Below are 14,430 nucleotides of genomic sequence, written 5' to 3' on the forward strand. Positions count from 1 at the left end.
GGATGACGCTGGCATCGGCCTGGCGGGCGCAACCGATTTCGCGGTTGCGCCCCGACTTCTGGCAGCCCGCGGCCACGGTGATCGCGGCCGTCATGCTGTTGCCGCTGCTGGCGCTTGGCTGGAGCGCGCTGCAGGGCAGCGACGGGCTGTGGTCGCATATTGCGGTCCATGTGCTGCCGCGCTCCGCGCTCAATACGCTGATCCTGCTGGCCGGGGTGGGCGCGCTGGTGATCGCGATTGGCACCGGCGCGGCCTGGCTGGTCACGGCGTACGAGTTTCCCGGCCGCCGGTTCGTGTCCTGGGGCCTGTTGCTTCCGCTGGCAGTGCCCACCTATATCGTGGCGTTTTCCTACCTGGACCTGCTGCATCCGTTGGGGCCGGTACAGGGGGTGCTGCGCAGCCTGCTGGGCTACGACAGTCCGCGTGATTTCCGCCTGCCGGATATCCGTTCGCTGACCGGCTGCATCGTGCTGCTTGGCTTCGTGCTCTATCCCTACGTCTATCTCACCACCCGGGCCATGTTCATGACCCAGGCGGCCAGCCTGCTGGAAGCGGCGCGCTCGCTGGGCGCCTCGCCGCTGCGGGTGTTCACCCGGGTGGCGCTGCCGATGGCGCGGCCGGCGATTGCGATCGGCGCGGTGCTGGCGCTGTTGGAAACCCTCAACGATATCGGCGCTTCGGAATTCCTCGGGGTGCAGACCCTGACCGTGGCGGTGTACACCACCTGGGTGACCCGCAGCGACCTGCCGGGGGCCTCGCAGATCGCGCTGGCAATGCTGGCGATCGTGGTGCTGCTGATCCTGATCGAACGCTATGGACGCCGCCGCCAGCGCTACGCCGCCACGCAACGACCGCGGCCCATGCGCCCGCTGCAGCTGCGCGGTGCGCCGGCCTTGCTGGCGCTGGGGCTGGGCGTGGTGCCGGTGTTGATCGGCTTTGCGGTGCCGGCCGCGCATCTGGCCTGGGAAACTTTTGATCGGCTGGGTAATGGCGGGGTGTCGCCGCAGCTGCTGGCCAGCGCCCGCAACACCCTGCTGATCGCGCTGGCCGCAACGGTGGTGACGGTGGTGGCCGGCCTCACGGTGGCCTGGGCGCTGCGCCTTGCCCAGGGGCGCCGGCGCAGCAGGCTGGCAGGGCTGAACCTGCGCATCGCCAGCCTCGGCTACGCCGTGCCGGGCACCGTGCTGGCCATCGGCCTGCTGGTGCCGCTGGCCTGGTTCGATGACGGTGCCAACGTGGTGATCGCCGCCTTTGGCGGTGCCCCGCGCATGGTGCTGATGGGCTCGGCGACGGCGCTGGTGATCGCGTACATGCTGCGCTTCCTGGCGATATCCGCCGGCGGAATCGAGGCCGGGCTGACCCGGGTGCCGCGTTCGCTGGACCAGGCCGCGGCCAGCCTTGGCCATTCGCCGGTGGCGATGCTGCAGCGGGTGCACCTGCCGTTGCTGCGCCCGGCAATGGCCGCGGCGGCATTGCTGGTGTTCGTCGATACCATGAAGGAACTGCCGGCCACGCTGCTGCTGCGGCCGCTGAATTTCGAAACCCTTGCGACCTGGCTGTATGCCGAAGCCTCGCGGGGGACCTATGAGGAGGGCGCGGTGGCGGCCTTGATGATCGTTTTGGTGGGGCTGCTGCCGGTGGTGCTGTTGGCGCGGACCGGCCTGGGCTATGGCCGGGAGCAGACATCGTGAGCGACCAGACACTGCTGCGGCTGGACGATGTGCAGGTGGGCTATCCGACGTCCGCCGGCATGAAAGTGGTGGTGGATGGTCTGTCGCTGGAGCTCCAGGCTGGTGAGATCGGCTGCCTGCTCGGAGCTTCGGGCTGCGGCAAGACCACCGTGCTGCGGGCCATCGCCGGCTTTGAGCCGCTGATTGCCGGAAGCCTTGAGCTGGAGGGCAAGCCGATCGCCGACGCGCACGGCGGCATGGCCCCGGAGCAGCGCAGGGTCGGGATGATGTTCCAGGACTACGCGCTGTTCCCGCATCTGGATGTGGCTGCCAACGTGGCATTCGGTCTGCAGCGCCAGCCGCGGGCGCGGCGCGCTGAGCGGGTAAGCGAGCTGCTGGAGCTGGTGGGACTGGCCGGCTCGGCAGGTGCGTATCCGCATGAGCTGTCCGGCGGACAGCAGCAGCGGGTGGCGCTGGCGCGCGCGCTGGCACCGGAGCCGGCGCTGCTTCTGCTGGACGAACCTTTTTCGAATCTGGATATCGATACCCGCCAGCGCCTGGCTGCCGAACTGCGTGTGCTGCTCAAGGCCACCGGCACGACCGTGTTGATGGTGACCCACGACCAGTCCGAGGCGTTCGCCATGGCGGACCGGATCGGGGTGATGGAGAGCGGTCGGATCCTGCAGTGGGACTCGGCAGTGACGCTTTACCGGCGCCCTGCCGACCGTTTCGTGGCGGATTTCATCGGTCGCGGCAGCCTTGTGTCCGCTGCAGCGGTGGGTCTGGCCGGTGGGGGCGAAGTGCTGCTGCGACCGGAATCGCTGAGCTGTGATTCCGCTGGCGGCATCTGTGGCCAGCTGGTCAGCGTGGGTTTCCGCGGTCCGCACCATACCGGCTGCGTACGCCTGGGTGGCGGCGAAGTGGTGGAAGTGGATCTGTGCGATGAGCACGCGGCCCAGGTGGGCGCCGAGATCAGGCTGTGCCTGGTTGGCGAGCCACTCCTGGTGCCGGCCCGCCCGGCCGCGCAAGGACAGGGAGCCGGGAAGGCGCAATGACTTCACGCATGGATTTTGAACTGCTGGCCAGCGACGGTGCGGCCCGGCGCGGGCGGCTGAGCTTTCCCCGTGGCACGGTGGAAACACCGGCGTTCATGCCGGTGGGCACTTACGGCACGGTCAAGGGAGTGCTGCCGGACCAGGTACGCGCGCTGGGCGCGCAGATGATCCTGGGCAACACCTTTCATCTGTATCTGCGGCCGGGGCTGGAGGTGATCGGCGATCACGGCGGCCTGCACGGATTCACCCGCTGGGATGGGCCGATCCTCACCGATTCAGGCGGCTTCCAGGTGTTTTCGCTGGCGCACAAGCGCCGCATCAGCGAGGAGGGCGTGACCTTCCAGGCACCGACCGATGGCAGCACGGTGTTCCTGGGCCCCGAAGAGAGCATGCGCATCCAGAAGGTGCTCGACTCGGACGTGGTGATGATCTTCGACGAGTGTCCGCCGGTACACGTGGATGGCAAGCCGGTGGAGCGCAAGGTGATCGAGCGCTCGATGGAGCTGTCTCTGCGCTGGGCCGAGCGCTCCAGGCGCGCGCACGAGGGCAACGACGCGGCGCTGTTCGGGATCGTCCAGGGCGGGGTATTCCAGGATCTGCGCTCGCGCTCGGCGGAAGGATTGAAGGCCATTGGCTTCGACGGCTACGCCATCGGCGGTCTGGCGGTGGGCGAGACCGAGGACGAGCGCAACGCCATGCTCGACCACACCTGCCCGCAGCTGCCGACTGACCGGCCGCGCTACCTGATGGGGGTCGGCAGGCCCGAGGACCTGGTGGAGGCGGTGGCCCGCGGGGTCGACATGTTCGACTGCGTGATGCCCACCCGGAACGCCCGCAACGGCCACTATTTCACTTCCACCGGCACCGTGCGGATCCGGAATGCCAAATACGAGCGCGATCTGCGACCGATCGAGGAGGGCTGTGGCTGCGCCGCGTGCGCCGGCGGCTACACCCGCGCCTATCTGCGCCACCTGGTGCGCTGCAACGAAATGCTGGGGCCGATCCTGGGCACCCTGCACAACCTCTGGTACTACCAGCAGCTCATGGCCGGCATGCGCGAGGCGATCGCCGCGGGAACCTTTGCCGCCTTCCGCGAGTCCTTCTACGCGAACCGGACCATCGCTTAAGCGGGCTCTCCGGGGTGGCGGGTAGTCCGTCGCCGCGCCCCGCAAGCGCCAACCTCCGCCGCCGTGGCATAATTCCCGGCTGTTTTCCCTTCATGGACTTCCCGATGACCCTGCTCGACTTCTTCATCGCCCCCGCCCACGCCGCCGCAGCACCCGCCGGAGGCAGCATGCTGCAGGCGCTGATGTTCCCGCTGCTGCTGATCGCGATCATGTACTTCCTGCTGATCCGTCCGCAGATGAAGCGCAACAAGGAGCACCGGGCCATGCTCGAGAAGCTCTCGGTGGGTGACGAGGTCATCACCGGTGGCGGGATCGCCGGCGTGGTGCGTGCGATCGGCGACAGCTTCGTGACCGTGGAGATCTCCGAGCGCGTGGAAATCCGCGTGCAGAAGGGTTCGGTCGGCAACGTGCTGCCCAAGGGCACCCTCAAGTCCGCTTGAGCGGACCCCACTTCAAAATCATGACAGGCGCCGGCTGAGAGGCCGGCGCGCAGGGACCCGCAATGCTGGAATTTCCCCGTTGGAAATACGCCTTGATCGTGCTGGTGGCGCTGTTGGGCCTGCTGTATGCGGCGCCGAACATGTATCCGCAGGATCCGTCGGTGCAGGTGACGGCTACGCGCGGCAGCCAGATCAGCCAGGCATTGGGTGACCGCATCCGGGCCCAGCTGGACGAGGCCGGAATCGCGCTCAAGGCGATCGATGTCGATACCGAGGGCGGCAACCTGATGGTGCGCCTGCCCGATCTGGATTCGCAGACCCTGGCATCGGACCTGCTGCGCGAATCGCTGGGCGAGGGCTACACCGTTACCCTGAACCTTGCGTCCACGGTGCCTGACTGGCTCACGCGGTTCGGTGCCAACCCGATGGTGCTGGGCCTGGACCTGCAGGGTGGCGTGCACTTCGTGATGCAGGTGGATCAGCAGGCGGCGCTTGAGCGCCGGCTTGATTCCTACGCCGAGGGCATCCGCGCCAGCCTGCGTGATGCCCGCGTGCGCTACACCTCGGTGGAGCGGCGCGCCGACGGCAGCATCCAGACTGTGCTCGCCGATGAAGCCGATGTCAGCCGCGCCATGCGGCTGATGGCCGCCGATCAGCCCACGCTCAACCGCAGCGTGAGCGGCAACCGCATCACTACCCGGGTGCCGGATTCGGAACTGAACCAGATCGCCATCGACGCGATCGACCAGAACATCACCACCCTGCGCAACCGCGTGGACGAAGTGGGCGTGTCCGAACCGGTCATCCAGCGCCAGGGCGACGACCGTGTTGTGGTGCAGCTGCCGGGCGTGCAGGACACCGCCGAAGCCAAGCGCATGATCGGCGCCACGGCCACGCTGGCCTATCACGCGGTGCTGGACGGCGATGCCTACGAGGCCGCCCGCACCGGCGTGGTGCCACCGGACGGGCGGATCTACTACCACCGCGAAATGGGCCTGGACGGCAACCCGATTCCCTACATCCTCAGCCGCCGGGTGATCGCCACCGGCGAGGAAATGGTGAACGCGCAGTCCAGCTATGACCAGAACGGCCTGCCCGCGGTCAGCGTGACCCTGAACGCGTCGGCCGGAAAGCGCATGTTCGACTTCACCAGCATGAGCGTCGGCAAGCCGATGGCGGTGGTCTACATCGAGCGCGTGCCGCAGGTGAGGATGGTCAACGGCGAGGAAGTGCGTACCTTCCGCGACAGCGAAGAGATCATCAGCGTCGCCAACATCTCCGGCGTCTTCAGCCGTGAGTTCCAGACCACCGGCCTGGAAAAGCAGGAGGCCGATGACCTGGCCCGCATGCTGCGTTCGGGCTCGCTGGCCGCGCCGATGGACTTCATCGAGGAGCGCATCGTCGGCCCCAGCCTGGGCGCCGAGAACGTTTCCCGGGGCATCACCGCGGTGGGCTATGCGTTCCTGTTCACCCTGTTCTTCTTCATGCTGTATTACCGGATGTTCGGACTCATCACCAGCGTCGCGCTGCTGATGAACCTGGTTCTGGTAATCGCAGTTATGTCGATCTTCACCGCCACCATGACCCTGCCAGGATTCGCCGGACTCGCGCTGTCGATCGGCCTGTCGGTGGACGCCAACGTGCTCATCAACGAACGAATACGCGAGGAATTGCGTAACGGCATGCCGCCCAAGTCGGCAATCGCCACCGGCTACGACAAGGCATCGAGCTCGATCCTGGACGCCAACCTCACCGGCATCCTGGCGGGTGTGGCCCTGTACGCTTTCGGCACCGGCCCGCTGCGCGGGTTCGCCATCACCCTGGTGGTCGGTATCAGTGCTTCGATGTTCACCGCCCTGGTGGTGACGCGCGGGATTGCAACGCTGATCTATGCGCGTCGCAAGAAGCTTAAGACGCTGGCCATCTGACGGGAGAACCGACGATATGAAGATTTTCCCGATTTCCCTGCTTCCCGCGAACCCGAACATCGACTTCATGCGCATGCGCTGGGTCACGATGATCGCCGGGCTGGTTGTGTTCATCGCCGCAATCGGTGCGATTGCCACCCAGGGCTTCAACTACGCGCTGGACTTCACCGGCGGTACATCGGTCACCCTGCGCTTCGACGAGGCCCCCGATGTCGACGACGTGCGTGAGCAACTGGCGCAAGCCGGGCACGACAACGCCCAGGTGCAGACCTTCGGCAGCGGTGCGGACCTGCTGGTGCGCCTGCGTGCTGAAGAAGAGCAGCTGACCGTGGACCAGAACGCCCAGGTGGTGCAGGACGTGATCGCTGCGGTGAGCACGCCGGACAACCAGGCCACGGTGATCAGCAGCGAGTCGATTGGATCGCAGGTGTCCGAGGAGCTGGCCGCCAAGGCCATCAACGCGGTGATCTTCGTCCTGGTCGGGTTCCTGATCTACATCGGCTTCCGCTTCGAGTGGAAGTTCGCGGTGGTGGCCAGCGTGACCACGTTCTTCGACGTGATCGTGGTGGCGGGCTTCTGGGCCATGACCGGGCGCGAATTCGACCTGACCGTGCTGGCGGGGCTGCTGGCGGTAATGGGCTTCTCGATCAACGACACGATCGTGGTGTTCGACCGCGTGCGCGAGAACTTCCGCAGCATGCGCGCCGACCCGCTGACGGTGTTCAACGCCTCGATCAACCAGACCCTCTCCCGCACGATCATCACCTCGGTAGTGTTCCTGCTGTCCGTGACCGCGCTGTACTTCTACGGCGGCGGCTCACTGGAAGGCCTGGCACTGACCCAGATGATGGGCGCCGTGATCGGTACCCTGTCATCGATCCTGCTGGCCTGTCCGCTGCTGACCGTTGGCTTCCTGACCGTCACCAAGCAGGACCTGCTGCCCAAGGCCAAGGATGAAGAGGCGCTGGCAAGGCGCCCCTGATCCGGCTCAGCCGTTCCCACAAAAAAGGCCGCGCACTGCGCGGCCTTTTTTGTGCCGGGTCCACCCCGAAGCCAAGCCCCGTAAGAGTCAGTCCGAAACCACGGTCGCCAGGCCGGTGAATGCCGCCGCATAGCCGGAGGAAACGATGATCTTCTGCAGCGGCTCGGTAACGCGTACGTTGCCCGCCAGCAGCTGGCGGCTGGCCGTACCGCGGTCATCCATCGGACCGGTGGCAGCGTTCTTGAAATCCGCCACCCGGCCACCCGCTTCGCGCACCAGCAGCGCGCCCGCGGCGATATCCCAGGGCTTGAGTCCAGCTTCGAAATACGCGTCCAGGCGGCCGCAGGCCACGTAGGCCAGGTCCAGCGCCGCGGAACCGCTGCGGCGCACATCTTCCGCGTCGCGAAGCACCTGGCGCACGCATTCAAGCTGGGCACCGGCGCGGGCACGCTCGCGCGGGGCAAAGCCGGTACCCACCAGCGCGCCGGAGAGCTCGCGGCGATCGGCAACCCGGATCCGGCGCTCGTTGAGCTGCGCGCCGCCGCCGCGGCTGGCGGTGAACAGCTCGTTGCGCAGCGGATCGAAGATCACCCCGTGCTGCGGCTCGCCGTCCTCGACCAGCGCGATCGACACACACCAGTGGGGAATGCCGCGCAGGTAGTTGCTCGTGCCATCAAGCGGATCGATCACCCACGTGGAGCGGCTGGAGCCGCGGTTGCCCTTCAGCAGGCCGCTCTCCTCGCCCAGCACGGCATATTCGGGGTTGGCGCGGCGCAGCTCCTTGATGACCTCGGCCTCGGCCAGGCCGTCAACCTCGCTGGCATAGTCGTACCGGTCCTTCTCAACCACGTTCAGCGCATCGAGACGGTGCATGTGGCGCAGCAGCACGTTGCCGCCTGCGCGGGCCGCCTTGATCATGATGTTGACGGCAGGTTTTAGCATCGCGACGGGCTCCGGGCGCTTGGGGGAACAGCAGGGGGAAAGAACGGGCAGCGCTGTTGGCTGGCCGGACAGTTTAACATCCGCGCATGGCACACGATCCGATCGAACTTGAACCCTCCGCAGCACAGTCCGGTGCGTCCAGCAGGATCCGCATCGTGCTTGTGGGCACTCAGCACCCCGGCAATATCGGCGCCGCGGCGCGGGCCATGCTCACCATGGGCCTGGCCCGGCTGGCGCTGGTGGCGCCGCGCCATTTCCCGCACGCGGAGGCCGAAGCCATGGCTGCCGGCGCCGATTCCGTGTTGCAGCAGGCCACCATCCACGCGGACCTGGCCGAAGCGGTGGCGGACTGCCACCTGGTGCTGGGCTGTACCGCCCGTGATCGGCGGATCGCCCTGCAGCAGCTTGCTCCGCGCGAAGCGGCGGCGCAGACCGTAGAGGCTGCGCAGTCTGCGGAAGTGGCGCTGGTGTTCGGGCGCGAGCGCACCGGGCTGGAAAACTCCGAGCTGCAGCTGTGCCACCGGGCCATCCATATCCCCTCCAATCCCGGCTACAGCTCGCTGAATCTCGCTGCGGCGGTGCAGGTGATCAGCTACGAGCTGCGCTTGGCCCTGCTGGAGCGGAGCCAGGCAGGTCCGGTGCCCGGGACGGCCAGCGGGGACCAGCTGGCCAGCCATGCCGAAGTCGAGGGATTCTTCGGCCAGCTGCACGACACCCTGGACGAGATCGACTTCCACAAGGGCCGCAACCCGGATGCGGCCATGCGCAAGCTGCGCCGCATTTTCGTGCGCACGGACCTGAACGCTGGCGAGGTGCGCCTGCTGCGTGGAGTGCTGGCTGATTGCCAGCGCATGGCCCGCCTGGCCCGCGACTAGATCGGGACGAAGGTTACTGTCAGGCGCGTCGGGATTGGGCTAGTCTCGATTCCGGTCATCCGGGGGACAACCATCTGAGCGCCGTGGCCCGCAGCCTTCTTTTTCTCCTGTCCGGTGCTTTCGCCGTGCTGCTGGCCGCGTTGCCCGCCGCCGCCGAGGGCGGTGACGAGCTGGTGCTGGGGCGGATCAGTGATGATCCGGCCAGCCACTATGCCCAGCTCAAGCCGCTGCTGGATTACGTGGTTCCGCGGATGGCCGACGTCGGAATCCGCGAGGGCCGGATCCTGATGGCGCGTGATGCGCAGCAGATGCTCAGCTACCTGCGCCGTGGCCGGGTGGACTGGGTCACCGAGACCGCTGCCGCTGCGATGCTCTTGGAAAGCCTGGCCGGCGCAGAACCATTGCTGCTGACCGAGCGCAGCGGTGTAAGCCGCTACCGCACACTATTTTTTGTGCGCCGCGACAGCGGGATCCAGACCCTCCAAGCGCTGCGCGGCCGCAGCGTCGCCTTCCAGAACCGCTCCTCCACCAGTGCCTACTTCGTACCCGCCACCGAGCTGCTCTCGCGCGGCCTGTCGATGGAGATCCTGCTTTCGCCCGTCGACCAGCCGTCGCCGGACTCCGTGGGTTACCTGTTCGCCGGTTCGGAGTCCAACATCGCCACCTGGGTGCACAAGGGGCTGGTGGATGCGGGCGCAATGAGCGACCTGGACTGGAACAACCCCCGGGCCACGCCACCTGCCTACCGCCAGGACCTGATATTGATCCACGAGACGCCGGACTTTCCGCGGGCGCTTGAAGTCACCCGGGCCGGCATGGACCCGAAGGTGCGCGAACGGCTGCGCGATGTGCTGGTGGAGGCCGCCGGGGATCCGGAGGCCGCAGAGGCGCTGCGGCATTTCTTTGGCACCACCCGCTTCCTGCCGATTGACGGGCAAGCCACGCAGCAGCTGCAGTATCTGCGCGCCGCGGTGCTGCGGGTCAGCGACGAAATCGAATGAAGATGCGCTACGGCCTCCAAGCCAGGGTTTTCACCGCGCTGCTGGCGGCTCTGGTGATCACGCTGACGGTGATGGCCCTGGTGCTGCAGCGGCAGGAGGCAATGCGCGAGGACATGCTGGACGGTGCCCGCGACGCCATGAATGCGCTGGTGCACAGCAGGCTGCAGGCCAACGTCCAGGCCAGCGTGGACCGGCTGGCCGGGGATCTGGTGAATCCGCTCTACTACTTCGACATGGAAGCGATCGGCAAGACCATCGCCAGCGTGCAGCGGCAGGCCGACGTTGAATACGTGGTGGTGTATTCCCCGACCGGCGAAGTGCTGCATGACGGATCACGTGAGATCGCCACCTTCGGCCAAAGTGTGGATGAAGCGCTGGCTTCCGGCGCGATCGGTGCCGAGGAAAGCCAGGGGGCCGGCGCAGGCCGCGGATTCGAGGTATCGGCGCCGATTACCATCGGCGACCAGGGCCTGGGCGGGGTACGGGTGGGCTATTCGCTGGACTCCGTGCGCCAGGACGCGCGCCAGGCGACCGGCGGTTTGCGTGCGGGCCTTGAGGAGATTGCGAGCCGCCACGGAATCGCGATCGCGGCGCTGTTCTCGTTGCTGGTGGTGGTGGCCGCAATCATGGTGCTGCTGGCCCAGCGCACCCTGGTGCGCCCGGTGCGCCGCCTGGCCGAAGTGGCGCGCGAGATCGAATCGGGGAACTTCGATGTCAACGTGCCCGACAGCCGCCGCAACGACGAGGTGGGCGAGTTGGAACGCGGCTTCCGCCGCATGAGCGAGAGCATCGCCCGTCACGACCGCGACATCCGTCGCATGGCCTATACCGACGCCCTGACCGGGCTGCACAACCGGCTGGCGTTCCGGGAAATCCTGGACCAGCGCATTGCTGCGAACGGCGCTGGCGGCAACATGGCCCTGCTGTTTGCCGATATCGACAACTTCAAGCGGATCAACGACACCCTGGGCCACGATGCCGGGGATGAAGTGCTGGTGCAGTTCGCAGAGCGCATTCGCGACGTGGTCGAGCGCCATGCTGCGTCGGCGGTGGTGGCCAGGTTTGGCGGTGACGAATTCGTGGTGTTGCAGCCGGTCCCGGCCAGTGCCGATGCGCGCCAGGCGGCCGGACAGCTGGCCGGGATACTTGTCGAAGAGGTGGGTCGGCCGCTGATGGTGGCAGAGCGGCCGGTGTTTCTCGGCCTGTCGATCGGCGTGACGCTGTTCCCCGACGATGCGGCCAGTGCGGCGTTGCTGATGAAAAACGGCGATATCGCCATGTACCAGGCCAAAGTGGCCGGCAAGAACTGCCATCGCTTCTACAGCCGGGCCATGGACCAGGCGGTCGAGCGCCGGGTGCGCATGGAACAGGACCTGCGCGGCGCCTGGGAGCGCGGCGAGCTGAGCGTGGTGTACCAGCCGCTGTTCAACATGGCGGACAGCCGCCTGGTGGGTGCCGAAGCGCTGCTGCGCTGGCGCCACCCGACCCAGGGCATGGTGGCGCCATCGGTATTCATCGACGTGGCCGAACAGAGCGGTTTGATCGAGGGCCTGGGCGTGGCGGTGCTGGCGGCCGCGTGCAAGGAGGCCGTGGGCTGGCAGGAGCGCGCCGGGCCGGAAGGCATGTTCGTCTCGGTCAACGTGTCCCCGCGCCAGCTGCGCAGCGGCGATCTGGCCCAGCAGGTGGAAGACGTGCTGCGCCAGACTTCCCTGCCGCCCGCGCGACTGCACCTGGAGCTGACCGAGACCGCGGTGCTGGGCGATGAGCTGCGCACCGACCGGCCGCTGGCGCGCCTGCGCGAGGCGGGGGTCAAGGTATGGCTGGATGATTTCGGCACCGGGTTCTCGGGGCTGAGTCATCTGCGGCGGATACCCATCGATGGGGTGAAGATCGACCGCAGTTTCATTGCCGACGTGCTGCGCGATCCGGACGATCTGGCCCTGACCACCGCGATCATCGCCATGGCCCGTTCACTGGGCATGACCGTGGTGGCCGAAGGGGTGGAGCGGGAAGGGCAGTTCGAGCTGCTGCGTGAGCGCGGCTGCGACCTGGCCCAGGGTTACTGGCTGGGCCACCCGGTCAGCGGCGAAGAACTGCGCATGCTGATCTAGCCCGCGCCCTGGAGCAGGGGCGCCAGCCAATGGGCCGCTGCGGCAGCCAGGGCGCCGCTGGCCACGCCGAACACCGCGATCGCAATCAGCCCGGCTGCCCAGCACAGCAGCATCAGCGCACCGTCGCGCTCCAGCAGCGCCAGCGCGTAGGCCATCAGCAGGGCGCCGAACAGGTAATTGGTGAACGGGATTGGCAGTGCCAGCAGGATGCCCAGCAGCACAACCAGCAGGCCGGTGAACGAGGCGGCCAGGCGGTGGTCGAGCATTCCCGCCATGCGCGGGCCGATACGGCGCTCGATCCGCGCCAGCAGCGGTGAGATGCGCCGTTCAAAGCCGATCAGGGTGTGCCGGTAAGGGCCGCGACGGGACAGGAAACCGGGCAGCCAGGGCCGTCGGAAGCCCAACAGCAGCTGCACGCCCACGACCACGGTGAGCGGCCCGCTGATCGCCCCGGCCAGGCCCGGGACCGGAATGAAGGCGGGGATCGCGGCGATCACCAGCAACATGCCGAAGACCCGCTTGCCCAGCCCGGCCAGCAGGTCATCAAGGCGCAGCGGCTCGTCGGGATCACCTACGGTGTAGGCGGCCAGCAGGGCCCGCACGCCTGCCTCCCGGCGGTGCTTCCTGCCCCCGCCGGCGCCGCCCCCGCCGTCCCCGTGCCCGTGGGCGCCGGCAGGTCCGGAGCCGGTGGCGTCAGTCGTCATCGCCGGGGGCAGGTTCGGGCAGCTTCTGCAGCAGCAGCTTGTCCACGCGGGGGCCGTCCAGGTCCACCACTTCGATCCGCCAGCCGGCCCACTCGAACCATTCGCCGGTATTGGGGATGCGGCCGAAGTGCGCAATCACCATGCCGGCGGCGGTGTGATAATCGTGGTCCAGCTCGTCGGGCAGGCGCGCGCCAAGCAGTTCGCGCATGGTGTCATTGGTCACGCCGCCGTCCACCAGCAGGGACCCGTCGTCACGGGTGATCACCAGGGGGGTCGCGCCCTCACCCTCGCCGCTGCGGGTGCGGCCGATCACCGCCTCCAGCAGGTCATTGACCGTGATCAGGCCGGAGATGTCGCCGTATTCGTCCACCACCAGGGCCAGCGACTGCTTTTCCTCGCGGAATATTTCCAGCAGCTTCAGCGCCGGCGTGGATTCGGACACGAACAGGGCTTTGCGCAGGTTGGTGAACAGGTCGAAACCGCCCGAATCGAGCCGGTCGAGCAGGGACTTCACCTCAAGCACCCCGATTACCTCGGCATCGGAATCGCGGTAGACCGGATAGCGCGAGAACGGCGTGGCCCGCATGCAGGCCATGTTCTCCTCGAAGCTCTCGGTGTCATCCAGCCACACGATCCGGGTGCGAGGCGTCATGAGGCTCTCGGCGCTGCGGTCACCCAGCTGCAGCACCCGGTTCATCATGTTGCGCTCGTCGTCGTCGATCACGCCCTGCTCATGGCTTTCACTGACCAGCAGCAGGATCTCCTCTTCGCTCACCTTGGCCGCTTCGGTGTCGGAAAGTCGCAGCAGCCGCAACGCCGCATGCACGCTGGAACTGAGCAGCCACACGGCAGGCTTGGCCACCCGCGAGACGGCGTTCATGGGCAGGGCAATCAGCGAGGCGATGCGCTCGGGGGCCAGCAGGGCCAGGCGCTTGGGCAGCAGTTCGCCGAAGATGATGGTCAGGTAGGTGATCAGGCCCACCGCCAGCAGCAGCCCGGTGGTGTCGGCCCAGTTGGCCTCCATGAACGGGACCGTGGCCGCCAGCCCCGGCGCCGCCAGGAGCAGCTGCTCGCTGATCGACTGGCCGATCGCCCGCCCACCGAACATGCCGGTCAGGATGCCGATCAGGGTGATTCCCACCTGTACCGTGGACAGGAATCGCTCGGGCTCGTTGGCCAGCTCCAGTGCCTTGCGGGCGGCGCGGCTGTCGCCGGCGCGCTGCCTGAGCCGCGACTTGCGCGAGGTCACCACCGACATTTCCGACAGCGCGAAGAACGCGTTGCAGGCGATCAGCACCAGCACGATCAGGAATTCCAGCATCAGGGGAGTTCCCGTGCCGGGGCGGGGTGGAGCGGGGCGGGCTGGCCGGCAGCGCGGAGGGCGGTGCGGCGGGGCGGTAGGGGAATGTCGTCCATGGGATCTTCAGCGCAACAGCGCGGAGCAGGATGATACCAGCCAGCATGTGTTGGCGGCCCCTAAGGGGCCGGTGCCGGCCGGTGCCGGCGGGACCACGCCCCGCTGTACGAAAAGTGTGACAACTAGGCGAAAGCGTCTTCAAACCGTCATAATCCGCTCCCCGTAGACGCCGGGCATC

General features: G+C 67.4%; 12 protein-coding genes. 9 read left to right on the top strand and 3 right to left on the bottom strand.

The features are described from left to right. Window positions 1-2 precede the first annotated feature (2 nt). From ACW7G3_RS09340 to secF, 6 genes are all read left to right on the top strand, one after another. Window positions 3-1,691: an ABC transporter permease gene (locus tag ACW7G3_RS09340; RefSeq protein ID WP_456982500.1), complete on the top strand. Its 1,689-nt coding sequence runs from the start codon at window positions 3-5 to the stop codon at window positions 1,689-1,691. Further along, window positions 1,688-2,725 carry an ABC transporter ATP-binding protein gene (locus ACW7G3_RS09345; protein ID WP_456974622.1) on the top strand — a complete coding sequence of 346 codons (1,038 nt, stop codon included), beginning with the start codon at window positions 1,688-1,690 and terminating at the stop codon, window positions 2,723-2,725. The genes ACW7G3_RS09340 and ACW7G3_RS09345 overlap by 4 nt, the downstream gene beginning before the upstream one ends. Next, the gene (tgt, locus tag ACW7G3_RS09350; protein ID WP_456982502.1) at window positions 2,722-3,852 is read left to right on the top strand and encodes a tRNA guanosine(34) transglycosylase Tgt; all 1,131 of its coding nucleotides are present in this window, start codon (window positions 2,722-2,724) and stop codon (window positions 3,850-3,852) included. Before ACW7G3_RS09345 ends, tgt begins: the two co-directional genes overlap by 4 nt. A 104-nt stretch (window positions 3,853-3,956) precedes the next feature. Beyond that, complete coding sequence (gene yajC / locus ACW7G3_RS09355) at window positions 3,957-4,292, top strand: preprotein translocase subunit YajC (protein ID WP_456974626.1); 336 nt, start codon at window positions 3,957-3,959, stop codon at window positions 4,290-4,292. A 62-nt stretch (window positions 4,293-4,354) separates the two neighbouring features. After that, entirely contained in the window at window positions 4,355-6,220 is a 1,866-nt protein-coding gene (gene secD, locus ACW7G3_RS09360) for a protein translocase subunit SecD (RefSeq protein ID WP_456982504.1), read from the top strand. Between the two features lie 16 nt (window positions 6,221-6,236). Next, window positions 6,237-7,202, top strand: coding sequence for a protein translocase subunit SecF (gene secF, locus ACW7G3_RS09365; protein WP_456982506.1), 966 nt, complete (start codon window positions 6,237-6,239; stop codon window positions 7,200-7,202). A gap of 87 nt (window positions 7,203-7,289) precedes the next feature. On the opposite strand, the gene ACW7G3_RS09370 is transcribed toward secF, so the two are convergent. After that, window positions 7,290-8,144: an inositol monophosphatase family protein gene (locus ACW7G3_RS09370; RefSeq protein WP_456974632.1), complete on the bottom strand. Its 855-nt coding sequence runs from the start codon at window positions 8,142-8,144 to the stop codon at window positions 7,290-7,292. An 86-nt stretch (window positions 8,145-8,230) separates the two neighbouring features. Between ACW7G3_RS09370 and ACW7G3_RS09375 the strand changes: the two genes are divergently transcribed. The 3 genes from ACW7G3_RS09375 (at window position 8,231) to ACW7G3_RS09385 (ending at window position 12,131) form a co-directional block, all read left to right on the top strand. Continuing rightward, window positions 8,231-9,019: an RNA methyltransferase gene (locus tag ACW7G3_RS09375; RefSeq protein WP_456982508.1), complete on the top strand. Its 789-nt coding sequence runs from the start codon at window positions 8,231-8,233 to the stop codon at window positions 9,017-9,019. Window positions 9,020-9,093: 74 nt separating this feature from the next. Continuing rightward, entirely contained in the window at window positions 9,094-10,020 is a 927-nt protein-coding gene (locus ACW7G3_RS09380; RefSeq protein WP_456982715.1) for a phosphate/phosphite/phosphonate ABC transporter substrate-binding protein, read from the top strand. After that, the gene (locus tag ACW7G3_RS09385; protein WP_456982510.1) at window positions 10,017-12,131 is read left to right on the top strand and encodes a putative bifunctional diguanylate cyclase/phosphodiesterase; all 2,115 of its coding nucleotides are present in this window, start codon (window positions 10,017-10,019) and stop codon (window positions 12,129-12,131) included. The genes ACW7G3_RS09380 and ACW7G3_RS09385 overlap by 4 nt, the downstream gene beginning before the upstream one ends. Here the strand turns inward: ACW7G3_RS09385 and ACW7G3_RS09390 are convergent. Together ACW7G3_RS09390 and ACW7G3_RS09395 are read right to left on the bottom strand one after the other, a co-directional pair. Then, window positions 12,128-12,733 carry an exopolysaccharide biosynthesis protein gene (locus ACW7G3_RS09390; protein ID WP_456982511.1) on the bottom strand — a complete coding sequence of 202 codons (606 nt, stop codon included), beginning with the start codon at window positions 12,731-12,733 and terminating at the stop codon, window positions 12,128-12,130. The two genes, ACW7G3_RS09385 and ACW7G3_RS09390, sit on opposite strands and share 4 nt — an antisense overlap. A gap of 91 nt (window positions 12,734-12,824) precedes the next feature. Beyond that, entirely contained in the window at window positions 12,825-14,156 is a 1,332-nt protein-coding gene (locus tag ACW7G3_RS09395) for a hemolysin family protein (protein WP_456982512.1), read from the bottom strand. Between the last annotated feature and the right edge of the window lie 274 nt (window positions 14,157-14,430).

This window comes from Luteimonas sp. A478, assembly GCF_054052025.1.

Coding starts and splice junctions, on each gene's coding strand:
- secD (WP_456982504.1), top strand. CDS start 4,355: ATGCTGGAATTTCCCCGTTGGAAATACGCCTTGATCGTGCTGGTGGCG.
- ACW7G3_RS09385 (WP_456982510.1), top strand. CDS start 10,017: ATGAAGATGCGCTACGGCCTCCAAGCCAGGGTTTTCACCGCGCTGCTG.
- ACW7G3_RS09395 (WP_456982512.1), bottom strand. CDS start 14,156: ATGCTGGAATTCCTGATCGTGCTGGTGCTGATCGCCTGCAACGCGTTC.
- ACW7G3_RS09375 (WP_456982508.1), top strand. CDS start 8,231: ATGGCACACGATCCGATCGAACTTGAACCCTCCGCAGCACAGTCCGGT.
- ACW7G3_RS09340 (WP_456982500.1), top strand. CDS start 3: ATGACGCTGGCATCGGCCTGGCGGGCGCAACCGATTTCGCGGTTGCGC.
- yajC (WP_456974626.1), top strand. CDS start 3,957: ATGACCCTGCTCGACTTCTTCATCGCCCCCGCCCACGCCGCCGCAGCA.
- secF (WP_456982506.1), top strand. CDS start 6,237: ATGAAGATTTTCCCGATTTCCCTGCTTCCCGCGAACCCGAACATCGAC.
- tgt (WP_456982502.1), top strand. CDS start 2,722: ATGACTTCACGCATGGATTTTGAACTGCTGGCCAGCGACGGTGCGGCC.
- ACW7G3_RS09370 (WP_456974632.1), bottom strand. CDS start 8,144: ATGCTAAAACCTGCCGTCAACATCATGATCAAGGCGGCCCGCGCAGGC.